22 protein-coding genes are annotated in these 24,499 nt (G+C 67.7%); 16 read left to right on the plus strand and 6 right to left on the minus strand.

Annotation, left to right across the window (positions count from 1 at the left end; translation table 11 throughout):
- From B4A72_RS03050 to B4A72_RS03065, 4 genes are all read left to right on the plus strand, one after another.
- A partial coding sequence (locus tag B4A72_RS03050; protein WP_292978075.1) for an ABC transporter substrate-binding protein occupies positions 1–603 on the plus strand: 603 nt, incomplete at its 5' end.
- A gap of 66 nt (positions 604–669) precedes the next feature.
- Positions 670–1,557: a branched-chain amino acid ABC transporter permease gene (locus B4A72_RS03055; protein WP_292951119.1), complete on the plus strand. Its 888-nt coding sequence runs from the start codon at positions 670–672 to the stop codon at positions 1,555–1,557.
- Complete coding sequence (locus tag B4A72_RS03060) at positions 1,557–2,534, plus strand: branched-chain amino acid ABC transporter permease (RefSeq protein ID WP_292951116.1); 978 nt, start codon at positions 1,557–1,559, stop codon at positions 2,532–2,534. The genes B4A72_RS03055 and B4A72_RS03060 overlap by 1 nt, the downstream gene beginning before the upstream one ends.
- A gap of 242 nt (positions 2,535–2,776) precedes the next feature.
- Positions 2,777–4,264, plus strand: coding sequence for an alkaline phosphatase D family protein (locus tag B4A72_RS03065; RefSeq protein ID WP_292951113.1), 1,488 nt, complete (start codon positions 2,777–2,779; stop codon positions 4,262–4,264).
- A gap of 25 nt (positions 4,265–4,289) precedes the next feature.
- On the opposite strand, the gene B4A72_RS03070 is transcribed toward B4A72_RS03065, so the two are convergent.
- From B4A72_RS03070 to B4A72_RS03085, 4 genes are all read right to left on the minus strand, one after another.
- Positions 4,290–4,811, minus strand: coding sequence for an isoprenylcysteine carboxyl methyltransferase family protein (locus tag B4A72_RS03070; protein ID WP_292978076.1), 522 nt, complete (start codon positions 4,809–4,811; stop codon positions 4,290–4,292).
- The gene (locus B4A72_RS03075; protein ID WP_292951107.1) at positions 4,808–5,863 is read right to left on the minus strand and encodes a type III polyketide synthase; all 1,056 of its coding nucleotides are present in this window, start codon (positions 5,861–5,863) and stop codon (positions 4,808–4,810) included. The genes B4A72_RS03070 and B4A72_RS03075 overlap by 4 nt, the downstream gene beginning before the upstream one ends.
- Before the next feature lie 157 nt (positions 5,864–6,020).
- Positions 6,021–6,320, minus strand: coding sequence for an HU family DNA-binding protein (locus B4A72_RS03080; RefSeq protein ID WP_292951104.1), 300 nt, complete (start codon positions 6,318–6,320; stop codon positions 6,021–6,023).
- A gap of 150 nt (positions 6,321–6,470) precedes the next feature.
- A complete protein-coding gene (locus tag B4A72_RS03085) occupies positions 6,471–7,955 on the minus strand; it encodes an AMP nucleosidase (RefSeq protein ID WP_292951101.1) in 1,485 nt (494 codons plus the stop codon).
- A gap of 96 nt (positions 7,956–8,051) precedes the next feature.
- Between B4A72_RS03085 and B4A72_RS03090 the strand changes: the two genes are divergently transcribed.
- From B4A72_RS03090 to B4A72_RS03100, 3 genes are all read left to right on the plus strand, one after another.
- The gene (locus B4A72_RS03090; protein WP_292951099.1) at positions 8,052–8,906 is read left to right on the plus strand and encodes an SDR family oxidoreductase; all 855 of its coding nucleotides are present in this window, start codon (positions 8,052–8,054) and stop codon (positions 8,904–8,906) included.
- 247 nt (positions 8,907–9,153) lie between these two features.
- Positions 9,154–10,377: a UbiH/UbiF/VisC/COQ6 family ubiquinone biosynthesis hydroxylase gene (locus B4A72_RS03095; protein ID WP_292978077.1), complete on the plus strand. Its 1,224-nt coding sequence runs from the start codon at positions 9,154–9,156 to the stop codon at positions 10,375–10,377.
- 65 nt (positions 10,378–10,442) lie between these two features.
- Entirely contained in the window at positions 10,443–11,339 is an 897-nt protein-coding gene (locus B4A72_RS03100; protein ID WP_292951095.1) for a DMT family transporter, read from the plus strand.
- Positions 11,340–11,389: 50 nt separating this feature from the next.
- Here B4A72_RS03100 and B4A72_RS03105 read toward each other — a convergent pair whose 3' ends face one another.
- Entirely contained in the window at positions 11,390–12,778 is a 1,389-nt protein-coding gene (locus B4A72_RS03105; RefSeq protein ID WP_292951143.1) for an aminotransferase class V-fold PLP-dependent enzyme, read from the minus strand.
- Between the two features lie 91 nt (positions 12,779–12,869).
- On the opposite strand from B4A72_RS03105, the gene B4A72_RS03110 reads away from it, so the two are divergent.
- From B4A72_RS03110 to pdeM, 5 genes are read left to right on the plus strand one after another with little or no spacing between them, the layout of a single operon-like run.
- On the plus strand, positions 12,870–13,346 hold the full coding sequence (locus tag B4A72_RS03110; RefSeq protein ID WP_292951093.1) for an Lrp/AsnC family transcriptional regulator: 477 nt from the start codon (positions 12,870–12,872) through the stop codon (positions 13,344–13,346).
- Between the two features lie 30 nt (positions 13,347–13,376).
- Positions 13,377–14,369, plus strand: coding sequence for a ligase-associated DNA damage response exonuclease (locus B4A72_RS03115; protein WP_292951091.1), 993 nt, complete (start codon positions 13,377–13,379; stop codon positions 14,367–14,369).
- Positions 14,366–15,916, plus strand: a complete 1,551-nt coding sequence (locus B4A72_RS03120) for a cisplatin damage response ATP-dependent DNA ligase (RefSeq protein ID WP_292978078.1) — start codon at positions 14,366–14,368, stop codon at positions 15,914–15,916. Before B4A72_RS03115 ends, B4A72_RS03120 begins: the two co-directional genes overlap by 4 nt.
- Positions 15,913–18,288: a ligase-associated DNA damage response DEXH box helicase gene (locus B4A72_RS03125; protein WP_292951087.1), complete on the plus strand. Its 2,376-nt coding sequence runs from the start codon at positions 15,913–15,915 to the stop codon at positions 18,286–18,288. The genes B4A72_RS03120 and B4A72_RS03125 overlap by 4 nt, the downstream gene beginning before the upstream one ends.
- Complete coding sequence (gene pdeM, locus B4A72_RS03130) at positions 18,285–18,968, plus strand: ligase-associated DNA damage response endonuclease PdeM (protein WP_292951085.1); 684 nt, start codon at positions 18,285–18,287, stop codon at positions 18,966–18,968. The genes B4A72_RS03125 and pdeM overlap by 4 nt, the downstream gene beginning before the upstream one ends.
- A gap of 49 nt (positions 18,969–19,017) precedes the next feature.
- Here pdeM and B4A72_RS03135 read toward each other — a convergent pair whose 3' ends face one another.
- Positions 19,018–19,752 (minus strand): outer membrane protein, encoded by a 735-nt coding sequence (locus B4A72_RS03135; protein ID WP_292951083.1) that lies wholly within the window; start codon positions 19,750–19,752, stop codon positions 19,018–19,020.
- A 418-nt stretch (positions 19,753–20,170) separates the two neighbouring features.
- On the opposite strand from B4A72_RS03135, the gene B4A72_RS03140 reads away from it, so the two are divergent.
- From B4A72_RS03140 to B4A72_RS03155, 4 genes are all read left to right on the plus strand, one after another.
- Positions 20,171–21,166 (plus strand): ABC transporter substrate-binding protein, encoded by a 996-nt coding sequence (locus B4A72_RS03140; RefSeq protein ID WP_292951081.1) that lies wholly within the window; start codon positions 20,171–20,173, stop codon positions 21,164–21,166.
- Between the two features lie 74 nt (positions 21,167–21,240).
- The gene (locus B4A72_RS03145) at positions 21,241–22,125 is read left to right on the plus strand and encodes an ABC transporter permease (RefSeq protein ID WP_292951079.1); all 885 of its coding nucleotides are present in this window, start codon (positions 21,241–21,243) and stop codon (positions 22,123–22,125) included.
- Entirely contained in the window at positions 22,118–23,203 is a 1,086-nt protein-coding gene (locus tag B4A72_RS03150) for a quaternary amine ABC transporter ATP-binding protein (protein WP_292951077.1), read from the plus strand. The genes B4A72_RS03145 and B4A72_RS03150 overlap by 8 nt, the downstream gene beginning before the upstream one ends.
- Positions 23,204–23,313: 110 nt before the next feature.
- Positions 23,314–24,447, plus strand: coding sequence for an asparaginase domain-containing protein (locus B4A72_RS03155; protein WP_292978079.1), 1,134 nt, complete (start codon positions 23,314–23,316; stop codon positions 24,445–24,447).
- Positions 24,448–24,499: the final 52 nt, after the last annotated feature.

The raw sequence follows: 24,499 nt of genomic DNA on the forward strand, positions 1-24,499 counted from the left end.
TTCCCGACCACCGACTTCTCGTCCTATCTGCTGCAGGCACAGGGCAGCGGCGCCGACGTGATCGGGCTGGCCAATGCCGGCGGCGACACCGTGAACGCGATCAAGCAGGCCTCCGAGTTCGGCATCACCCAGGCCGGTCAGAAGCTGGCTGCGCTGCTGTTCTTCATCACCGACGTGCAGGCGCTTGGCGCACAGACCGCACAGGGCCTGTCGCTGACCTCGGCCTTCTACTGGGACCGCAACGACGCCACCCGTGAATGGTCCAAGCGGTTCATGGAACGGCACGGCGCCGAGCCGACGATGGTGCAGGCCGGCGTCTATTCCGGCACGCTGCAATATCTCAAGGCGGTCGAGGCACTGGGCAGCGCCGAGGACGGCAAGGCGGTCGCCGCCAAGATGAAGGAGTCGCCCTTCGACGACCCGCTTTTCGGCAAGGGCTCGATCCGCGGCGACGGCCGGGCGATCCACGACATGTATCTCTACGAGGTCAAGACCCCCGCGGAATCGACCGGCGAGTGGGACCTCTACAAGGAAGTCGCGACGATCAGCGGCGAGGATGCGTTCCTGCCGATGCTCGAGGAATGCGACTTTACCAAGCAGTAACCTGACGGGGCGGTCGCGCCGGAGAAATTCTGGCGCGGCGCCATTTCAATCACGGGACGGAACGAGATGTTCGAACTTCTGGGCGTGCCGCCGCAGGTCTTGATGGGCCAGCTTCTTCTGGGGCTGATCAACGGATCGTTCTATGCGGTCCTGTCACTGGGACTGGCGGTGATCTTCGGGCTTCTCAACATCATCAATTTCGCCCATGGCGCCCAATACATGATGGGCGCCTTCGCCGCCTGGATGCTGCTGACCTATGTCGGGGTGGGCTACTGGCCGGCGCTGATCGTCGCGCCACTGGTCGTGGGCGCCATCGGCATCGTCCTGGAACGGCTGATGCTGGCACGGCTCTACCATCTCGACCACCTTTACGGGCTTCTTCTGACCTTCGGACTTGCACTGATCATCCAGGGGCTCTTTCGCAACTATTACGGCATCTCGGGCCTGCCCTACCAGATTCCCGCGTCGCTGTCGGGCGGCTACAACCTTGGCTTCATGTTCCTGCCGACCTATCGCGGCTGGGTCGTCGTCGCCTCGGTCATCGTCTGTTTCGCCACCTGGTTCATCATCGAGAAGACGAAGCTTGGTGCCTATCTGCGCGCCGCCACCGAGAACCCGGTTCTGGTCGGCGCCTTCGGCATCAACGTGCCGCGCATGATCACATTGACCTACGGTTTCGGCGTGGCACTGGCGGGCTTTGCCGGCGTGCTGGCCGCACCGATCTATTCGGTCAATCCCAACATGGGCGCCGACCTGATCATCGTGGTTTTCGCCGTCGTGGTGATCGGCGGCATGGGATCGATCATGGGGGCGATCCTTACCGGCTATGGCCTGGGTCTTGTCGAGGGTCTGACGCGCGTGTTCTATCCCGAAGGGTCCGCCGTCGTCATCTTCGTCATCATGGCGATCGTGCTGCTGTTCCGGCCCGAGGGTCTTTTCGGGAGGGCAGGCTGATGGCGATCGCCGAAGACACGGTCAAGACCGGCCCCCTGCGCGAAAGCATCGGCATGCCGCGGCTGCACAAGGTGATCTTTCTGGTCCTGCTGGGGCTGGCGCTGCTGCTGCCCTACGGGGTCTATCCCGTCTTTGCCATGAAGGTCATGTGTTTTGCGCTTTTCGCCTATGCGTTCAACCTGCTTCTCGGTTTCGGCGGACTTCTGTCCTTCGGGCACGCGGCCTATTTCGGCGGGGCAAGCTATGTTGCCGCCCATGCCGCGAAAGTCTGGGGACTGACGCCGGAATTGTCGATCCTTGCCGGCACCGTGGCCGCCGCTTTGCTGGGGCTGGTCATCGGCGCGCTGTCGATCCGGCGGCAGGGGATCTATTTCGCCATGGTGACGCTGGCCTTCGCGCAGATGGTCTATTTCTTTGCCCTTCAGGTGCCCTTCACCGGCGGCGAGGACGGCATCCAGTCGGTGCCGCGCGGTGATCTGTTCGGACTGATTTCGCTGCGCTCGAACATGGCGCTGTACTATTTCGTGCTGGCGATCACCTTCGGCGGCATCCTTCTGATCTACCGGATCGTGCATTCGCCCTTTGGCCAGGTCCTGAAGGCGATCCGCGAGAACGAGCCGCGCGCCATTTCGCTGGGCTATCAGGTCAATCGCTACAAGCTGATCGTGTTCACGCTGTCGGCGGCGCTGGCGGGGCTGGCCGGCGCGACCAAAAGCCAGGTCTTCCAGCTTGCCTCCCTGACCGACGTGCATTGGGCGATGTCGGGCGAGGTCGTGCTGATGACGCTGCTGGGCGGCATGGGAACCGTGTTCGGCCCCATCGTCGGAGCGGCGGTCATCGTCACGATGCAGAACTATCTTGCCACCTTCGGCGCGTGGGTAACGGTGATCCAGGGGGCGATCTTCGTGATCAGCGTGCTGCTGTTTCGCGAGGGCATCGTCGGCGTGATCTCGAAATGGCTGAAGCGGCCGCTATAGGCATTGCCCCAGACGCATTGCCGCAGGCCCGCGCGGGAAGGCTGCGCTGATGCCCCGGCGCGGCAGGAACGGGCCAAGATCGGCTGACGTCAGGAAACCGACTTGTTCCCGATACCCGAATGTCACGGGATAGTGCTAGCCCGGTTGCGATACCAGCCAATCGGAGCCAGCCCATGACCTTTTCGCGCATGTCCCGCCGCCGCCTGCTTGTCTCCGGCCTCGCCGGGACATCGATTCTCGCGATGCCGGCGATCAGCCGCGCCAGCAGCCGCCCTGTCCTGACCCATGGCGTGCAGTCCGGCGATGTCACCGCGCAGGGCGGCATGGTCTGGACCCGCGCCGACCGGCCCTCGCGGATCGCGCTGGAGGTCGCGACCACCGAGAGCTTTCAGGATGCCCGCCGTCTGGGCGATCTGAACGCGTTGCCGGAAAGCGATCAGGCCGTGAAGGCGCTGGTCGAGGGCATGGCCCCGGACCAAACGGTCTTCTATCGCATGACCCCCACCGATCTCGGCGATCCGAACGCGACCGGTGCGCCGCTGACCGGCCGCTTCCGCACCGCGCCCACGCAAAAGCGCGATATCCGCTTTGTCTGGTCCGGCGACACGGCCGGGCAGGGCTGGGGCATCGACGACGAGGGAATGCGCAGCTATGCCACGATGGCGCTGCACGAGCCGGATTTCTTCATCCATTCCGGCGACACGATCTATGCCGACGGACCGATGCAGGACGAGGTCGCGATCGAGGGCGGTCTGTGGAGGAACCGCATCCTGACCGACGAGGTCCGCAAGGTCGCCGAAAGTCTCGACGAATATCGGGGGCGCTGGAAATACAACCTGATGGACCAGCATGTGCGGGCCCTGTCGGCGATTTGCCCGACGCTGTTCCAGTGGGACGATCACGAGGTGGTCAACAACTGGTCGCCCGGCAAGGATCTGAGCGCGGATGACCGCTACAGCGAAAAGTCGGTGCCGCTGCTGATGGCGCGCGCGCAGCGGGCCTTTCACGAGATGACCCCGATCAGCTACAACCCGGCCGAACCAGGTCGCGTCTATCGCAAGATCGGCTATGGTCCGCTGCTGGACATCTTCTTTCTGGATCTGCGCAGCTATCGCGGCGCGAACAGCGATGGAATGCAGGACGCGGTGACGGCGCAGTCCCAGATCCTCGGCAAGGCGCAGATGGATTGGCTGAAGGGGGCGCTGAAAGGCTCGAAGGCCACCTGGAAGGTGATCGCCTGCGACATGCCCATCGGCGTCAATGTCTGGGACAAGGTCGCCGAGGATCAGCGCTATGTCGAGGCCGTGGCGAATGGCGATCCCGGCGCGGCGAAGGGACGAGAGCTGGAATTCGCGCAGCTTCTGCGATTTATCCGCGACGAGAAGGTCGCGAACACGGTCTGGCTGACGGCGGATGTGCACTACACCGCCGCGCATGAATACCATCCCGACCGCGCCGCCTTTCGGGATTTCGAGCCGTTCTGGGAATTCGTGTCCGGACCGCTTCACGCGGGCACCTTCGGGCCGAACGATCTGGACATGACCTTCGGGCCCGAGGTGAAATTCGTCAAGGCGCCGCCGGCGGGCCAGGCGAACCTGCCGCCCTCGGCGGGGATGCAGTTCTTCGGTATCGTCGATATCGAGGCTGCCTCGGGCCAGATGCGGGTGCGGCTGATGGATCGCGGCGATCGGGAATTGTGGTCGATCACGCTGGATCCGAAACCGGCCTGAATCCCGGCCGCGGGCCGCGCCCGTCTCAGCCGGGCGGGGTCCTGCGGTCCCGCCGGCGGTCGCGCAGGCCGGACAGGGCACGGTTCTCGGCCCGGATGCGGATGGCCAGGACGGCCGCATTCAGCGCGGTGAAGATCAGCGCGACGGGCCACAGGCCCAGCACCACCGGCGCGACCGCGATCTCGGCCACGACGACGGCGTAGTTCGGATGCGGGATCAGCCGGTAGGGCCCGCGCGCGACCAGCGGCCGATCCAGCACGATGATCCGCGTCGTCCAGCGGTCGCCCAGCGAGGCCAGCACCCAGAGCCGGGCCGCCTGAAGCGCCACGAACAGGATCAGCCACAGCGGACGGATCGGCTGGTCCCAGCCGAAAATCGCGATGGAGGCCAGCCAGCTTGCGTGAAGCGCCACGATCAGCGGATAATGCGCCGCGCCGTGTTCGACCGCGCCTTGCGCCAGCAGCCGCACCGTGTTGCGCCGCGCCAGGATCAGCTCGGCCAGTCTTTGCAGGACCAGGAAGGCGATGAAGGCGGCCGCGCCTGTCATGGCACGAGGATCGGCACGGCCGACAGCGTGAAGCCGGGTCCAAGCGCCAGCACCAGCAGGTCGCCGCGCTGGTCCGATGCCAGCACCTGCTCCAGCACGAACAGCACCGTCGGCGCGGACATGTTGCCGGTGCGGGCCAGCACGGCCCGTTCGGCGTCCAGCGCGCCTTCGGGCAGATCCAGCGCCTGTTCCAGCGCCACCAGCACCTTGGCTCCGCCCGGATGGCAGACATAGCGTTGGGGCGCGTGACCGGGAATCAGCGCATCCAGCGCGGGCCGCAATTCGCGCGTCGCGAAATCGGGGATCGAGCGGTCGAAGATCACGCCCAGCCCGTTCTCCTCGACCGACCAGCCCATGATGTCCAGCGTGTCGGGCCACATATGCTGGCGGCCGGTGCCGATCTCGGGCCGGCCGTCGTCCCGCGCTTCGCCCGCGCGCAGCACCAGTGCCGCCGCGCCATCGCCGAACAGGGCGGTGGCGATGATGTCGGCCTTGCGCAGCCGGTCCAGACGGAACAGCAGCGTGCAGGTCTCGACCGCGACCAGCAGGACATTGGCGCCGGGCCGGGCCGCCGCCAGATCGCGCGCGATGCCCAGTCCCGAGGCGCCGCCCGCGCATCCCAGACCGAAGACCGGCACCCGGATCGCGTCGGCGCGAAACCCCATTTCGCGCGCCACCTGCGCCTCCAGCGTCGGCGTGGCGATCCCGGTCGAGGAAATGGTGACGATCACATCGACCTCTGGCGCCGTCAGGCCCGCCATCTCCAGCGCCCGGCCGGCCGCCTGCCGGAACAGGTCCGAGGCGCCGGACAGATAGGCCTCGGTCCGGTCCCGCCAGCCGCGTGGCGTGGTGAACCAGTCCAGCGGCACGACCGACCGGCGTTCCTCGATCCCGCCGTTGCGAAAGGCCGGGATCAGGCGTTCGAACTGCGCAAAACGGGGGCCGAGGATCGCGCGGGCCGCGTCGATGACTTTGTGCTGTGGCAGCAGGTGGGGCGGCACGGCGCTGGCAATGGCCAGCAGACGCACCGGCGCCGCGAGGATGGCTGGCATGAGGATTCCCGTCTGTTCCGTCCCAGTAACGCATCCCGCGGGAAAAAGGGTGCACAGGGATCGCCGCGACGCGGCGAAAACGGCACGGCGCGCGCGCGGCGCAACCAAGAGGGCCGCGCCCGGCGGCGCGGCCCGTCATCACCGAAATTCGGCCGGATCAGCTGTTGACGCTGTCCTTCAGGGCCTTGGCGACTGTCACCTTGACCTGCTTGTCGGCGGGTTTGGTCATCATTTCCTGGGTCTGCGGGTTGCGGACCTGACGTTCGGGCCGGGCGCGGCAGGCGACCTTGCCGATGCCGGGCAGCGTCACCGCGCCGCCATTGGCGACTTCACGGGTGACGACGCTCGCGATCGCGTCCAGCGCCGCCGCGGCCGATTTCTTGTCCGAGCCCATTTCCTCGGCCAGAGTTGCCACCAGCTGGGTTTTTGTCATCGGTTTTGCGGAAGCCGTAGCCATTCTTCTGTCTCCTCTTGCCCCTGTCGTTCCGGGCCCAAATTAGCGCCTTTTGCGGCATATCGCCTGCTACACACGGTTTTGACCGGCAGATCAAGCATTTTTCGCGTCGCACGCGAAAACCGGCCTTTCCCGGCCCCGCATGTCGCGGGGTTACAGGAAGGCGGTCTCGCTGAAGGACCGCAATTTGCGCGAATGGATCCGTTCCAGCGGCATCTCGCGCAGCTTTTCCATCGCGCGGATGCCGATCAGCAGGTGGTTGGCGACCTGCGTGCGGTAGAAATCGGTCGCCATCCCGGGCAGCTTCAGTTCCCCGTGAAGGGGCTTGTCCGAAACGCAAAGAAGCGTGCCATAGGGGACGCGAAAGCGAAAGCCGTTGGCGGCGATGGTGGCGCTTTCCATGTCCAGCCCGACGGCCCGCGACAGCGACAGGCGGTGGACCGGGCCGGACTGGTCGCGCAATTCCCAGTTCCGGTTGTCGATCGTGGCGACGGTGCCGGTGCGCATGATCCGCTTCAGTTCATAGCCTTCCAGCCGCGTGACCTCGGCCACGGCTTCTTGCAGCGCCACCTGAACCTCGGCCAGGGCCGGGATCGGCACCCAGACCGGAAGATCATCGTCCAGCACGTGATCCTCGCGAAGATAGGCATGGGCCAGGACGAAATCGCCCAGGCTCTGCGAATTGCGCAGGCCCGCGCAATGGCCGACCATCAGCCAGACATGGGGGCGCAGCACCGCGATGTGATCCGTCGCCGTTTTCGCATTCGAGGGGCCGACGCCGATATTGACCAACGTGATGCCCTGACCCGCCGCGCGCTTGAGGTGATAGGTCGGCATCTGCGGCAGCTTCGACAGCGGCCTGATCGGCGTCTCGGGATCGGTGATCTCCTGATCGCCCGGCGCCACGAAACTGGTATATCCCAGGGCCGGGTCGGCCAGCGCCATGCGCGCGAAGGCCTCGAATTCGTCCACGTAGAACTGGTAGTTGGTGAACAGGACGAAATTCTGGAAATGTTCGGCCTTGGTGGCGGTGTAATGCTGCAGGCGCGCCAGCGAATAGTCGATCCGCTGCGCGGTGAAGGCGGCCAGGTGATGGGTTCCGTCCGGCAGGGGGCCGGCGACCCCGTTCACGATGTCGTCGTTCATGGTGTTCAGATCCGGCACGTCGAAGATGTCGCGCAGCGAGAAATCCAGCACGCCTTCCTGCGGCACGGCCAGTTCGCTTTGGGCCGCGACCGCGAAGTGAACCGGCATCGGCGTCTCGCTGAGGCCCACCGTCACCGGAACGCCGAGATTCTTGATCAGCAGCGCGATCTGCTCGGTCAGGTAGTTCTGGAACAGATCGGGCCGGGTGATGGTGGCGGCATAGCTGCCCGGCGCGACGACATGGCCAAAGGAAAGCCGCGAATCCACATGCGGATGGCTGGTGACGGTCAGACGCAGTTCCGGGTAGAAGGCGCGATAACGCGCGGCGGGGCGTCCGCCCTCCAGCAGGCGGGTGAAATGGTCCAGCAGGAAATCCGTCGACTCGGTATACAGCCGCTGCAGCCGCGCGACGGCGGCGCGGGCATCGGTGAACTGCTCGCGCGCGGGGGAATCGGGGCTTTCGACGGGCAGATAGCGGGAATCCGTGTCCATGGTCTTCTTATCCTTCTTGTTGCGCGGATCCTGCCAGCCCGGCGCGGGTCAGGCAAGCGTCTGGCGGCACCGCCGCGGGCGCGTTAGCCTGCGCCCATGAAGATGCTGATTTTCGGTCATGGATACAGTGCGGGCTTCCTGACGCCCGCCTTGATCGCGCGCGGCTGGCAGGTCAGCGGCACGACACGCGCGGATCCCGACCGGGTGGCCGCCGCGGGGGCCGCGCCGCTGATCTGGCCGGGGCAGCGGGATGCGGTTCGCGCGGCGATTGACGGGGCCGACGCGGTTCTGGTTTCGGTCGCGCCGGGATCCGGGGGGGACCCGGTTCTGGCCGCCTTCGGCGCGGATCTGGCGCGCGCGCGGCCGGGCTGGCTGGGCTATCTGTCCACGACCGGGGTCTATGGCGACCGGCAGGGCGGCTGGGTGGACGAGGACAGCGCGACCGACGCCAGCGGCCCGCGCGGTCTGGCGCGGATCGAGGCCGAGGCCGGGTGGCGCGAACTGGCGGAGGGCGCCGGGCTGGCGCTGCACATCTTCCGGCTGGCCGGAATCTACGGGCCGGGGCGCGGCCCGTTCGAGAAGGTCCGCAACGGCACGGCGCGGCGGATCGTGAAGCCGGGGCAGGTCTTTTCGCGCATTCATGTGGCTGATATCGTTCAGGTTCTTCTGGCCTCGATCGAGGCCCCGCGGGCCGGGGCGATCTATAATCTCTGCGACGACGATCCCGCCCCGCCGCAGGACGTGATCGCCCATGCGGCGGAATTGCTGGGCATGCCGGTGCCGCCGGAAGTTCCCTTCGATCGGGCCGAGATGACGCCGATGGCGCGATCCTTCTATGCCGACAGCAAACGGGTGCGGAACGACCGGATCAAGGATGAACTGGGGATCGGGCTGCTTTATCCCGATTATCGCAGCGGGCTGCGGGCGCTGTTGCGCGACGAGGCTGGCTGAGGCGGTGTTGCGCGGGCAACGGGGCCTGTGTTGCGCCGGATGCGGTTTCGGGGCGAATTCCCCGAAAGCCCGGCAAATGCGGGGCACCCCGTCGCACAGGGTGCGCAGCGTGGCGGCACAGCGGGTGCACAGGCCGTACACCGCTTGCGGACCTTCGGTTAACGGATCGTTAACCGCCCCCCGCCCGGCATCACGGCGCCGACGCGCCGCATGGACTTTGCGCGCGGCCCGTGCATGATCGCCGGTCATGAGCTTCGACACCGATATCGTGATCGCGGGCGGCGGCCTGAACGGGCCGACGCTGGCCCTGGCGCTGGCCGGGGCCGGCCTGTCCGTGACCGTGGTCGATCCGCGCCCGGCCGGGGACCGGACCGGAGAGGACTTCGACGGGCGTGCCTATGCGCTGGCGCTGGCCTCGCAGCGCCTGCTTTCGGCGCTGGGATTGTGGGGCGATCTGGCCGGCGTCAGCCAGCCGGTCCGGCAGGTCAAGGCCTCGCAGGGCCAGCCGGGCGAGGGGGCCGCGCGGTTCCTGCTGCATTTCGACAGCGCCGAGATCGAGGAAGGTCCGGTCGGGCACATGCTGGAGGATCGGTTCCTTTATCGCGCCCTGCTGGCGGCGATGGCCGGGCGCGTGACTCATCTGGCCGGCCTGTCGGTCGAGGGGCAGGAACCCGATGCCTCGGGGATCGCGGTGCGATTGTCGGGCGGGCGCAGCCTGCGGGCACGGCTGCTGGTCGGTGCGGACGGGCGCGGATCGGGCGTCGCGCGGCGGGCGGGGATCGCCCGGCGCGGCCGGGATTATGGCCAGACAGCCCTGGTCGCGGCCATCGATCACGAACGCCCGCATCAGGGCATTGCACATCAGTATTTCATGCCGACCGGCCCGCTGGCGATCCTGCCGCTGCCCGGCAACCGGTCCAGCGTGGTCTGGTCCGAGACGCGGACCAATGCGGATGCCATCGCCGCGCTGCCCGACGCGGCGTTCCTGGACGTGCTGCGGCCGCGCTTTGGCGACTTTCTGGGGCCGATCGGGCTGGCGGGACAGCGATTCTCCTATCCTCTCAGCCTGTCGCTGGCCGACGCCTATGTGGCGCCGCGGATCGCGCTGGTGGGCGATGCCGCGCATGGCGTCCATCCCATTGCCGGGCAGGGGCTGAACCTGGGCCTTCGCGATGTGGCGGCGCTGGCCGAAACGCTGGTCGAGGCGCTGCGCCGGGGCGAGGATCCGGGCAGCGATCCGGTGCTGGAGCGATACCAGGGCTGGCGGCGTTTCGACGCGACACGGCTGGCATTGGGAATGGACGCGGTCAACACGCTGTTTGCCAGCGACAATCCGCTGCTGCGCGCGGCGCGGGGCATCGGGATGGGCATGGTGACGGCCATCCCCGCGCTGCGGCGCGGTTTCATGCGGCAGGCGGCGGGCCTGTCGGTCGATCCGATGCCGCGGCTGCTGACCGGCCAGCCGCTATAGGCACCCTTTCCGCCGCCTGCGCCCTCTGCTAGCGGTGTTGCATCATCTGCACGGGAAGGCCGGCCATGGACATTCGCGCGATCCTGATGGGGCTGGCCTTCGCGATCATGTGGGCCTCGGCCTTCAGTTCCAGCCGGATGATCGTGCTGGAGGCGCCGCCCTTGCTGGCGCTGGCGCTGCGCTTTGCGATCTCGGGCGCGATCGGCGTGGCCATCGCGCGGGCGATGGGCCAGGACTGGCGCGGGCTGACGCGGACGCAATGGCGCGCGGTGGTGGTGCTGGGCCTGTGCCAGAACGCGCTGTATCTGGGCCTGAACTGGGTCGCGATGCAGTGGATCGAGGCGGGCCTCGCCTCGATCATCGCCGCCACCATGCCGCTGCTGGTCGCCTTCTTCGGCTGGATCGTGATGGGCGAAAGGCTGCGACCGACGGGGGTCGCGGGGCTGGTGCTGGGTCTTGTCGGCGTTGCCATCATCATGGGGGCGCGGTTGCAGGGCGGCAGCGATCCGTTCGGCATCGCCCTGGGCTTCGTGGCCTCGCTGGCGCTGGCCATTGCCACGCTCAGCGTGCGGGGCGCCAGTTCGGGCGGCAACGTGATGATGATCGTGGGCTTGCAGATGCTGGTCGGCGCCGCCGCCCTGGGCCTGATCGCCCCGTTCATCGAGACATGGGACGCCACCATCACGCCCCGGCTTGCCGTGGCCTTCTTCTATACCGTGCTGGTGCCGGGCCTTCTGGCGACCTGGGTCTGGTTCGAGCTGGTCCGCCGGATCGGCGCCGTCCGGGCCGCGACGTTCCATTTCCTCAGCCCGTTCTTCGGGGTGACCATCGGTGCGGTCCTGCTGGGCGAAAGCCTTGGGATCAGCGACGTGATCGGCGTCGCGATCATCATGGCGGGCATCCTTGCGGTGCAGCTGTCGCGCCAGCCGCCCCCGGTCAGACGGCCGCCGCCGGCGGCCTAGTCGCCGGTCTTTGCGCCATCGCGCCCGGCGCGGTGGCCGTGACCCCGCCCTCAGGCCGCGACGGGCGTGAAGATGGCGGTCGCCGGATCGCAGCGATAGCGGTGCAGGTGCTCCGCGGCATGGCGGGCCAGGTCGGTCATCGCGGACAGGATCGCGTCGATCTCGGCCTCGGGGGCGGCCCAGCACAGGTTCAGCCGCACGAAGCCGGGCTTCTCGATCTCGTCGCCGCGCAGGATCGCGGTCCGCAGCCGCCGCGATTCCGCCGCACCGATCCCCAGCAGGCGGTGCACATAGGGCCCGGCGCAGGCGCAGCCGCCCCGTGCCTGAACGCCATGCAGATCCGACAGCATCCGCGTCGCAAGCTGCTGGTGCACGAAGCCGCCGCGGCCGTCGCGGATTCGAAACGACAGGATCGGCAGCCGCGCCGCCGCCGGGTTGCCCAGCATCTGCAGGCCCGGCACGTCCCGAAGCCGCGCCGCCTTGCGCAGCCACATCGCGTGGCGCGCATCGATCCACTCCTGCCCGACCGCATCCTTCAGCGCAAAGACCATCGCCGCGCGGATATCGCCCACGACATTCGGCGTGCCGGCCTCCTCGCGCGTCTCGACGGATGCCGCATAATCGTGACCCTCGGCATTCACGAAACGCACCGTGCCGCCGCCCGGCAGGCTGGGGCGGTCCGCGACCACCGCGTCGCGGCGCAGGATCAGCACGCCCGATGCCCCCGGCCCGCCGATGAACTTGTGCGGAGAGGCGACGACCGCATCCATCCCCAAACCCATGTCGATCGGCAGATAGGGCGCGCCGCCCGCATAATCCCAGACGATCCGCGCGCCCGCCTGCCGGAACAGCCGGGTCACCGCCGCCACGTCGGTCAGCGCGCCGGTCACGTTCGAGGCCGCCGAAAAGGCACCCATCACCGGCCCGCCCGCCGCCAGTTCCGCGCCCAGCGCCGCAAGGTCCGGCCCGCCGCCTTGCGCCTCGGGGATCTCGACCACGCGCGCGCCGCTTTCGCGCCATGGCAGGATATTGGAATGATGCTCGTAGGGGCCGATCAGCACCGTCCAGCCGGGCCCGACCCCGAACAGGTGAACCAGCCGGTTGATCCCCGCCGTCGCGCCCGACCCGGCAAAGATCACCGCATGTTCCGGCCCGCCGCCCGTGCAGCGCAGGATCTCGGCCCGCGCGGCGCGGCGCAGGCGGGTCATCATGGCGCCGCAATGGCTGGCCTCGGTATGGCTGTTGGCATACCAGGGCAGCACATCGCGCAGGATCGCGTGTTCCACCGGCAAAAGCGCCCGCCCCGAGGCGACGTGATCGGCATAGATCATCCGCCGCGGCCCGAACGGCCCCTCGATCACCGCGTCGCGGCCGATCATGCTGTCATGCAGGGTCTCTGGCGCCCCCAGGGCGGCCCGGAACCGGTCGAAGAAATCCATGCTCATCACCCTTCCTTTCCGCCAAGGATGACACGGAAAGATGCAGAATTTGATTTCTTCGTTGTGGAAATACCCCTAATCTGACGTTCAGATGAACGAACAGACGCCGCAATTCGACGATATCGACCACCGCATCCTCGCGGCGCTGCAACAGGATGCGACGCTGTCGCAGCGCGCCCTGGCCGACCGCATCGGCCTGTCGCAGAATGCCTGCTGGCGGCGGCTGCAGAAGCTGACCGACGCGGGTGTTCTGAAAGGCAGCCGGGCGCTGATCGATGCCGGCCGGGCGGGCCTGCACCTGACCGTCTTCGTGATGATCCGCACCCGCCATCACGATGACGCCTGGGCGCGACGATTTCGTGCCCGTGTCGAATCGATCCCCGAGATCGCCGAATTTCACCGGATCGGCGGCGAATGGGACTACATGGCCAAGCTGGTGACGACCTCGATGGCCGGCTACGATCTTTGCTACAAGGCGCTGATCGCCGACATGGATCTGGAACGCGTCACCGGCGTTTTCTCGATGGAAACCATCTTCGAGGGCCGGCCGCTGCGCCTGCCGCGTTGATTTTCACGATATGTTCGCCATCTTGGACCCATGCGCGCCGACCAGATCCTGCACCCGACCGAAGCCGGGCTTTACTGCCCGCCCGGCGATTTCTTCATCGACCCGATCCGCCCGGTTCCCCGCGCGCTGATCACGCATGGCCATGGCGATCATGCCCGCGCGGGACATGGCGCGGTCATGGCCACGCGCCAGACGCTGGACATCATGGCAATCCGCTATGGCACGGATTTTGCCCGGACGCGGCAGGTCGCCGAAGGCCCGCTGCGGGTCGGCGACACCCAGGTCAGCTTTCATCCGGCCGGGCATATCCTCGGCTCGGCCCAGATCGCGGTGCAGCCGGGCGCGGGGCCGAAGATCGTCGTCTCGGGCGATTACTGCCGCCGGGCGAACCCCGTCTGCGCCCCGTTCGAGCCGGTTCCCTGCGATGTCTTCGTGACCGAGGCGACCTTTGGCCTGCCGGTCTTCCGCCATCCCGATCCGGCGCAGGAAATGGCCCGCCTTCTGGCCAGCATGGCCGAATTTCCCGACCGCCCGCACCTGATCGGCGCCTATGCGCTGGGCAAGGCGCAGCGGCTGATCGCGCTGGCCCGCGCGGCCGGGATCGACGGGCCCATCGCCATTCACGGCGCCTTGCAGCGGTTGTGCGATTACCACATCGAACAGGGAATCGCGCTGGGCGCGCTGATTCCCGCCACCGCCGAGGACGTGCCCGCGCACCTGGTCATCGCGCCGCCCTCGGCCTTTGCCAGCCCCTGGGTTCAGCGCTTCCGCGACCCGGTGATCGGCTTTGCCTCGGGCTGGATGCAGGTCCGCGCGCGGGCGCGCCAGCGGGGCGTGGAACTGCCGCTGGTCGTCAGCGATCACGTGGACTGGCCGCAGGTCACGGCGACGATCCGCGAGCTGTCCCCGTCCGAGGTCTGGATCACCCACGGCGCCGAGGAAGGCTTGCTGCGCTGGTGCGAATTGCAGGGCATCCCCGCCCGCCCGCTGCGCCTTGTGGGCTATGAGGACGAGCCGGAATGAAGGCGTTCGCGCATCTGCTGGAACGGCTGGCCTTTACCCCCGCCCGCAACGCCAAGCTGCGGCTGCTGCGGCATTATCTGGAAACCACGCCGGATCCCGATCGCGGCTATGCCCTGGCCGCGCTGACCGGCGATCTGAAGCTGCGCGCCGTCACCCCCAGCCTGTTGCGCGGGCTGATGGCAGAGCGGGTGGATGACCAGCTTTTCGCGCTGTCCTACGATTTCGTCGGCGATCTGGCCGAGACGATCGCGCTGCTGTGGCAGGGCGACGGCGATCAGGACGTGCCGTTGCACGAGGCGGTGACGCTGCTGTCGGATACCGGCAAGGCCGGGCTGCCTGCTGCCATCGCCGCGATGCTGGACCGGCTGGGCCCGTCGCAGCGGCTGGCGTTTCTGAAGCTGGCCACCGGCAACATGCGCGTCGGGCTGTCCGCGCGCATGGCCCGGATCGCGCTGGCCGAGATGGGCGAACCCGAGGTCGCCGATATCGAGGAGATCTGGCACGGGCTGAAGCCGCCCTACCGGCCGCTGTTCGACTGGATCGCGGGCGGGGCGCGGCCCGAACATGCCGCCCGCGCGCCGTTCCGGCCGGTCATGCTGTCCACGCCGGTCGATCTGGACCAGCTTCGCGGCTTCGATCCGGACGAATACATGGCGGAATGGAAATGGGACGGCATCCGCGTGCAGGCGATCAATGACGGCGGGGTGCGCAGGCTGTATTCCCGCACCGGCGAGGATATCGGCGCCGCCTTTCCCGATGTGATCGAGGCGCTGAATTTCGATGGTGCGGCGGATGGCGAATTGCTGGTGCGCCGCGACGGCGAGGTGGCGGTGTTCGGCGATCTGCAAAAGCGGCTGAACCGCAAGGCGATCAGCCGCGCGATGCTGGACAGCCACCCGGCCGGGCTGCGCCTTTATGACCTGATGATCTGGCAGGGCCGCGATCTGCGCGGCCTGCCCCTTGCCGAACGCCGCGCGGTGCTGGACGGCGCGGATTTCGGCAGCGACCGGATCGATGTCTCGCCGCTGCTGGATTTCGCCACCTGGGACGATCTGGCCGCCTTGCGCGCCGACCCGCCAAGCGCGGTGATCGAGGGGGTGATGATCAAGCGCCGCGACAGCCCGTATGTCGGCGGCCGGCCGCGCGGGCCCTGGTTCAAGTGGAAGCGCGACCCGATGGTGGTCGATGCGGTGATGCTTTACGCGCAGCGCGGGCATGGCAAACGGTCCGGCTTTTACAGCGATTTCACCTTCGGGCTGTGGGATGGCGACCAGCTTGTCCCGGTCGGCAAGGCCTATTTCGGCTTTACCGACGAGGAATTGCGCGAACTGGACCGCTTCGTGCGCACCAACACCGTGGACCGTTTCGGCCCGGTCCGCGCCGTCGCGCCGAAACTGGTGCTGGAAGTCGCCTTCGAGGGGCTGAACGAATCGGGGCGGCACAAATCGGGCATCGCCATGCGCTTTCCCCGCATCAGCCGCATTCGCTGGGACAAGCCGGCGGCCGAGGCCGACCGGCTGGACAGCCTGAAAGAGATGCTGCCGTGACGCTGCCGGGCGCGTTCCGGGACTGGTTCGCCCGCCAGGGCTGGCAGCCGCATCCGCACCAGATCGCGCTGCTTGCGGCGCAGGGCGACACCTTGCTGATCGCGCCGACGGGCGGCGGCAAGACGCTGGCCGGGTTCCTGCCCTCGCTGGTCGCGCTGCGCGAGCCGCCGGGCGGGCTGCACACGCTGTATGTCTCGCCCCTGAAGGCGCTGACGGCGGATATCGCGCGCAACCTGGCCCGGCCCGTGGCCGATCTGGGGCTGAAGGTCCGGATCGAGGACCGGACCGGCGACACCCGCCCCGCGCAGCGCGCCCGGCAGCGGGTCGATCCGCCCGACATCCTGCTGACCACCCCGGAAAGCCTGGCGCTGATGCTGTCCTACGAACAGGCGCCCGCGATCTTTGGCGGCCTGCGGCGGGTGGTGCTGGACGAATTGCACGCGCTGGCCGAAAACAAGCGCGGCGACCAGCTGATGCTGTGCCTGGCGCGGCTGAAGGCGCTGTCGCCGGGGCTGCTGGCGACCGGGCTGTCGGCGACGGTGGAAAACCCGGCCGCCCTGGCCGATTTCATGGGCGGCGCGGCGATCATCCATGCCGATCCCGGTCCCGATCCCGACATCGCCATGCTGCCCACGGCCCGGCCCGCGCCCTGGGCCGGCGGCGGCGGGCACCACGCCATCCCCGAAGTGCTGGAACAGGTGAAGGCCGCCAGGACCACGATCATCTTCATCAACACCCGCGCCCAGGCGGAACTGTTCTTTCAGGCCCTGTGGGCTGCGAACGAGGATAACCTGCCCATCGGCCTGCATCACGGCAGCCTTGCCCGCGAGGCCCGGCAGAGGGTCGAGGCGGCGATGGCGGCGGGTGCCTTGCGGGCGGTGGTCGCGACCGGCAGCCTCGATCTGGGCATCGACTGGGGCGCGGTCGATCTGGTCATCCAGGTCGGCGCGCCGAAGAACGTCAAGCGGCTGGTGCAGCGGATCGGGCGGGCCAACCATCGCTACAACGCGCCCTCGCGCGCCCGGATCGTGCCCGCCAACCGCTTCGAGGTGATCGAATGCGTGGCCGCGCTGGAGGCCGTGGCGGAACGCGATCTGGACGGCGATCCGCGTGGCCCCGGCCCGCTGGACGTGCTGTGCCAGCATATCGGGCTGACCGCCTGCGCCGGGCCCTTCGACGCCGAGGCGCTGTTCCGCGAGGTCCGCGAGGCCGGGCCCTATCGCGGCCTGACGCGCGCCGATTTCGACGCCTGCCTGGATTTCGCGGCGACCGGCGGCTATGCGCTGCGGGCCTATGACCGCTGGCAGCGGCTGATGCTGCGCGACGGGCTGTGGCGGCTGCGCGACCCGCGCGCGGCGCGGAACCTGCGGATGAATGTCGGCACCATCGTCGAGGCCGAGATGCTGAAGGTCCGGCTGCGCGGGCGCGGCGGCGCGCCGCTGGGCGAGGTCGAGGAAGCCTTTGCCGCCAGCCTGAGCCCCGGCGACACCTTTCTGATCGGCGGTCAGACCGTGCGCTATGACGGGCTGCGCGAGATGGTTGTCGAGGTGACCAGACAGCCCGCCCGACAGCCCCGGATCGCGGTGTTTTCCGGCGTGAAGCTGGCCACATCGACCCAGCTTTCGCACCGGGTTCAGGCGCTGATCGGCGAGCCTTCGCATCATGCCGCGCTGCCGCCCGATACCCGCGACTGGCTGGATCTGCAGGCCCGGATCGGGGGGCTGCCGCGCGACGGGGTGCTGGTCAGCGAAAGTTTCCCCTATCAGGGCCGCTGGCATTTCGCGCTGTATGGCTTTGCCGGGCGGAACGCGCTGCAGACGCTGGGCCTTCTGATGACGCGCACGATGGAGGATGCCGGGCTGGGGCCGCTGGGCTTTCTGTCCACCGATTACGCGCTGCTGATCTGGTCGCTGGATCCGGTGCGCGATCCCGCGCCGCTGCTGGACCGGGCGGCGCTGCGGGCCGGTCTGGGCGACTGGCTGGCCGGCAACGCGGTGATGAAGCGGACCTTTCGCAACGTCGCGGTGATCGCGGGCCTGATCCAGCGCAACCTGCCCGGAAGCCGCAAGTCGGGCAAGCAGGCGACATTTTCCAGCGATATCCTCTATGACACGCTGCGCCGCTATGATCCCGACCATCTGCTGCTGCGGATCACCGCCGACGAGGCGCGCCGGGGGCTTGTGGATTTCGACCGGATCGAGGAGATGCTGGACCGCTCGTCCCGGCACGATCACCGCGTGCTGGACCGGGTCACGCCGCTGGCCGCGCCGCTGCTGCTGGAGGTGGGCCGGGTGCCGATCGCGGGTCAGGGACGCGAGCGGCTGGCCGAGGCTGAGGCGGCGGCATTGATGGCAGAGGCGGGGCTTGCGTGACCGGCTATGGGTTCGATTTCGACGGCCAGAGGCTGGAGGCGCGGCCATCGGGGGCGCTGTTCTGGCCGGCCCGCCGCTGGCTGATCGTGGCCGATCTGCATCTGGGCAAGTCCGAACGCATGGCCCGCCGCGGCGGCGCGCTGCTGCCCCCCTACGAGGTTCAGGCCACGCTGGACCGGCTGACCGCCGAGGTCGCGGCGACCGATCCGGAAACGATCGTCAGCCTGGGCGACGGGTTCGACGATGACGCCGCGGCCGGTTCGCTGCCCGATCAGGTCTGTGCCCGGCTGTCCGCCATGGCCGCGCGCCGGCGCTGGCTGTGGATCAGCGGCAATCACGATCCGGGCCGGATCGACGCGCGCCTGCCGGGGACGGGGTGCGACCAGATCCGCGAGGGTCTGGTCCTGCGCCATCAGGCCGGGGCAGGCCCCGACGTGTCCGGGCATTTCCATCCCTGCATCCGGCTGGCGGGCCAGCGGCGGCGCTGTTTCCTGATCGGCGCCGATCACCTGATCCTGCCCGCCTTCGGGGCCTATACCGGCGGTCTGGCCTGCGACGATCCGGCGCTGACGGAACTGGTGCCCGAAGGCATCGCCGTGGCCTGCGGGACACGCGCCCTGCCGCTGCCGGCCGGCCGGACCGCGCGGCGCCCGGCCCGGCCCCGGCACGACCGGGCATGAAAAAGGGCCGTCGCGCCAGGCGGCCGGCCCCTTGGGGATCGTGGAAGGATCAGAAGCTGAAATTCACGCCCAGCTTGACCGAATGATGTTCCGGCGTGGCTTCGCTGGTAAATCCGTTCGCATCCGTGACCTTCTTCTTGTCGAAGCCGCGATATTCGTATTCGCCAAAGACGGACCAGCGGTCGGTCACCTTGCGTTCGACGCCCAGGCCGGCCATCAGGGCATTCGCCTTGAAGCCGTCGTCGTAATCCATTCCGGCGCCCTGGACCTTGTAGTCGAAATCGCCGCGCGCCGCGCCGAGCTGGCCGTAGAACAGCGTGTTTCCGGCGGCGTTCAGCACCCCCGTCTTGAACCGCAGCGCGACAAGCTGCTTCATCTCGGACCGGGCGGCGAAGCTGCCATTGTCGAATTCGTCGTCCACCTTGCTTGTCTGCACCGACAGTTCCGGGCCGAAGACGATCTGGCGGCCGCCCATCGCGCGCTGCCAGCGATAGCCGCCATGCAGGCCGATCGTCGCGCCCGACAGATCGACCGAACCGGGAGCCGCGATCAGGTTATCGGCCGGATCGCTGACGCCGACACGATCATCCGATCCGAAGACATAGCCCAGCGAACCGCCGACATAGGCGCCGGACCAGTCGGCGACGGGTGGCGCGACGGGCGCCGGGATGATGGCGACATCCGTGACGGGCGCGACCGGCGCGACATAGCCGCCGGCAAGCGCGCCCGAGGCTGCGACGGCGCTGCCGGCGCAGCACAGCGAAAGGATGCGAATGATCGTCATGACATACTCCTGATCCGCGCGGCATCCGGGGAACTCCGGGGATGCACCGCGCCGGGCAACCTGGAGGCGAACGTAGCGTCAAACAAACTTTCCATGCAATCCCGCCGTTCCGTGATGGCATGACGATCATCGCGAGGGTGACGAAAATGCAATAGTCCGGGCCGGCGCGTGACCGCAGCGCCGCAACCCGGGACCGGGGGCGATTCCCGGATCGCCGCGACGGGTCCGGGCGTGTCGCGAATCGCCCATGGCGGCCCTGAAATACCTGATAGATAACAATTATTTACAAGATTTGTGTCGCAAATATGTGACAAGGTTGGGTCTGTGCCTTATGGTGCGTGAATGTTGTTGCCGCGCCCCGCGCGGCGGGGCCTGCAGGGAGGGCCCCGGAAATCCGAAAGAAAAGAAAGGATCCTGCATGACATTGCTGAAGACCACCCTCGCCGTGACCGGCCTTCTTCTGGCCGCGCCGGCCGCCTTTGCCGCCGAGGATTGCGGCGAGGTGACGATTGCCGAAATGAACTGGGCCTCGGCCGGTCTGGCCGCCTGGGTCGACAAGGTCATCCTGGAAGAAGGTTACGGCTGCGACGTCGCGCTGGTCACCGGCGATACCGTGCCGACCTTCACCTCGATGAACGAGAAGGGCGAACCCGATGTCGCGCCCGAATTGTGGGTGAACGCGGTCAAGGTGCCGCTGGAGGCCGCGCAGAAGGAGGGCCGGATCGTCATCGCGTCGGAGATCCTGAAGGATGGCGGCATTGAAGGCTTCTGGGTGCCCACCAAGCTGGCCGAGGAAAACGACATCAAGACCATCGAGGATGCGATGGCGCGCCCCGACCTGTTCCCCGGCGCCGAGGACAGCAGCAAGGGCGCCTTCTTCAACTGCCCCTCGGGCTGGGCCTGCCAGATCATCACCGCCAATCAGTTCCGCGCGCTGAAGGGCGAGGAAAAGGGGTTCGAGCTGGTCGATTCCGGTTCGGCCGCCGGGCTTGACGGCTCGATCGCGCGCGCCTTCAACCAGGACCAGGGGTGGCTGGGCTATTACTGGGCACCGACCGCGATCCTGGGCAAGTACGACATGACCAAGCTGGACCTGGGCGTGGAACATGACCGCGAGGAATGGGACAATTGCACGGTCGTGAACAATTGTCCCGAACCCAAGCTGAACGAATGGCCGCGTTCGGAAGTGTTCACCGCCGTGACCAAGGAATTCGCCGACAGCAATGCCGTCACGATGGATTACCTGGGCAAGCGCGCCTGGTCGAACGACACCGTGAACGAGCTTCTGGCCTGGATGGGCGACAATCAGGCCACGAACGAGGACGGCGCCTTCTATTTCCTGGAAAACTATCCGCAGGTCTGGTCCGAATGGGTGTCCGAGGATATCGCCCAGAAGGTGAAGGACGCGCTCTGACCGCCATCATGGACGGGGCGCCGAGGCGCCCCGTTTCGCCTTGACCCGAACCCCTGCAAAAGAAGAAAAACCGCATGGACTTCGTCACTTTCCCATCAATGAGCCGCGGCGATCTGCGCGCCATGCGCATCGCGATCGACGGCGCCTTCCGGGATTTCACCCGCGCCTATGGCGAGACCCTGGAACAGCTGTTCCAACCGATCCAGGTCTTGCTGATCTTCATCGAGAACCTGCTGATCGACAGCCCCTGGATCCTCGTGCTGGCCGCGATCGGCGGCCTTGTCTGGGGCCTGAGCCGCAGCTGGAAGATCGTCGGCGGAACCGTGGTCGCGCTGCTGCTGATCGGCTTTTTCGGCATGTGGGAAGACACGATGCGCACCATCGCCATGGTCACGGTCTGCACCCTGATCGCGGTGGTGATCGGCATTCCCATCGGCATCCTGATGGCGCGGTCGGAACGCACCAACGCATCGGTCACGCCGATCCTGGACATGATGCAGACCATGCCCAGCTTCGTCTATCTGATCCCGGTGGTGATGATCTTCGGCCTCGGCAAGGTGCCGGGCGTGATCGCGGTCGTCATCTATGCCGTCCCGCCGGTGATCCGGCTGACCAATCTGGGCATCCGCCAGGTCCCCGCCGACGTGCTGGAGGCCGCCGAGGCCTTCGGCTCGAACCCGCGGCAGAAGCTGCAGGATGTGCAATTGCCGCTGGCGCTGCCGACGATCATGGCCGGCGTCAACCAGACCATCATGATGAGCCTTGCGATGGTCGTCGTCGCCTCGATGATCGGGGTGCGGGGGCTGGGCCAGCCGGTGCTGCAGGCGATCAACAACCAGTATTTCACCCTGGGCGTGATGAACGGCCTGGCCATCGTCGCCATCGCCATCATCTTCGACCGCGCGACGCAGGCCTATGGCAAGCGTCTGCAAAGACATCTGGAGGCGCAGCATGGCTGAAGCCACCCACGACATCGAGATCCGCAACCTCTACAAGATTTTCGGCAGGAACGGCGAACGCCACGTGGCCGACGTCAAGGCCGGGATGACCAAGGACGAACTGAAGGCCAGACACGATCACGTCCTTGGGCTGGACAACATCAACATGACGGTTCCGGCGGGCCGGATCCAGGTGGTGATGGGGCTGTCGGGATCGGGCAAATCCACCCTTATCCGGCACATCAACCGGCTGATCGACCCGACCGCCGGAGAGGTCATCTTCGACAATCGCGACGTGGTGCAGATGTCGCAATCCGAACTGCGCCAGTTCCGCCGCCAGAAGACCGCGATGGTGTTCCAGAAATTCGCGCTGTTCCCGCATCGGACGGTGCTGGAGAACACGACCTACGGACTGGCCGTGCAGGGCGTGAAGCCCCGCGAGGCCGAGGAACGCGCCCGCCGCTGGATCAGCCGCGTGGGGCTGGAGGGCTTCGAGGCAAGCTATCCCAACCAGTTGTCGGGCGGGATGCAGCAGCGCGTGGGTCTGGCCCGCGCCCTGACCAACGACGCCGAGATCCTGCTGATGGACGAGGCCTTCTCGGCGCTGGATCCGCTGATCCGCACCGACATGCAGTCGGTTCTGCTGGATTTGCAGGCCGAGTTGCGCAAGACCATCATGTTCATCACGCATGATCTGGACGAAGCCCTGAAGCTGGGCGACCAGATCGCGATCCTGCGCGACGGGCGCATCATCCAGCAAGGCACCGGCGAACAGATCGTGCTGCGGCCCGCCGACGATTACATCAGCAATTTCGTCCGCGATATCCGGCGCGGCCATGTCATCACCGTGCGCACGATCATGCGGCGTGGCAAACGTGCCGAAAGCCCCGTCAGCCTGCCGGCCACGACCCTGCTGGAAGAGGCCGCGCGCGCCATGACCAATGCCGAGGTCTCGCGCGGCAATGTCGTGGACGAGGATGGCACCCATCTGGGCATGGTCACGCTGTCGAAATGCGTGGCCGAGATGATCGCGCCCGACACCAGCGACGAGGATGCCGACGATGATGCGGCCATCGCGCCCGAGCCGCTGAGCGCGTAGCGGGACAGGGGCCCGGCGGTCGGGGGGCGCGGTTCGTCCGGCCCCTTTTACGCGACCGGTTGATTTCGGCGCCGGCGCGTGCCGGGATGGGGCAGGCGAGGCAGGACCACATGCGGATTTGCATCATCAATACCGGCGGCACGATCAGCAGCATCGGCAAACCGCTGGCCCCGATGCCGGCGGCGCGTTTCGCCGAGACCGTGGACCGCCTGCTGGGTCCGTCGCTGACTGCTGCCATGCCATGGGCGCGGATCCATTTCGATACCGGTCTGCATTTCGACAGCCCCACCGGCACGCTGGACAGCAGCGAGGTCCGTCCCGAGGACTGGTGCCGGATGGCCGGACGCATTCTTGATCTGCACGAGGATTTCGACGCTTTCGTGATCCTGCACGGCACCGACACGATGGATTTCACCGCCGCGGCCCTGCCGCTGCTGCTGAACGTCTTCGATGCCCGCGGCCGGGCGCGCGCCGGTCTGGCGGCGCCGGTGATCCTGACCGGCGCGCAGCTTCCGCTGTTTCGCGAATCCGCCGCAGGGCTGGTTCTGAATGCCGGCAGCGACGGCTTCGCCAATCTCTGCGGCGCGCTGGAGGCCGCGCGGCTGGGGATCGCCGGGGTCACGATCCTCTTTGACGGCACGCTGATGCGCGGGAACCGGGCGCTGAAGGTATCGACCCGGGATTTCGCCGCGTTCGAGACCCCGCATGCGGCCCCGCTTGCGCGGACGGGGATGGCGATGCCGGCCGTCTCGGACGCGCCGGCGGACAGGGCGCGGCCGATCGATGCCGGGCTGATCCGGGCGCAGCTGGATGCGATCCGGGCCGCCCTCGACGATCATCCGGTGGTCGAACTGCCCTGCGTGCCGATCCAGCCGGCGGGGCTGATGGCGGGCATGATCGACGACCTGGTCGCGCGCGGCGTTCGCGGCATCGTGCTGGCGGGATTCGGCGCCGGGAACGTCCCGTCCGATCGCGGGCTGACCGGGCAGGCCATCCGCCGGGCCGGGGCCGCGGGTGTGCTGGTCGTGATCGCCAGCCGCCCGATCCGGGGCGCGGTGGGCGATTTCGACTATGCCGCCGGGGCCTGGATCGCCGGGACCGGCGCGGTCCCGGGCGGCGATGCGACCCCGGTCGCGCTGGTCGCGAAAGCCACGATCCTGAGCGCGGCGGCCGGCCATCACGGCTGGGACGCCGCGGTGGTCAGGGCGCTGATGGCGCGGGGGCTGGCCGGCGAACGGGGCTGACAGCGCCGCCGCGCCGCGCTAGCAAGGGCCAGTCCCGCGCACGAGGAAGCCC

It is taken from the genome of Paracoccus sp. UBA5162 (genome assembly GCF_002413585.1).
Taxonomy (GTDB): domain Bacteria; phylum Pseudomonadota; class Alphaproteobacteria; order Rhodobacterales; family Rhodobacteraceae; genus Paracoccus.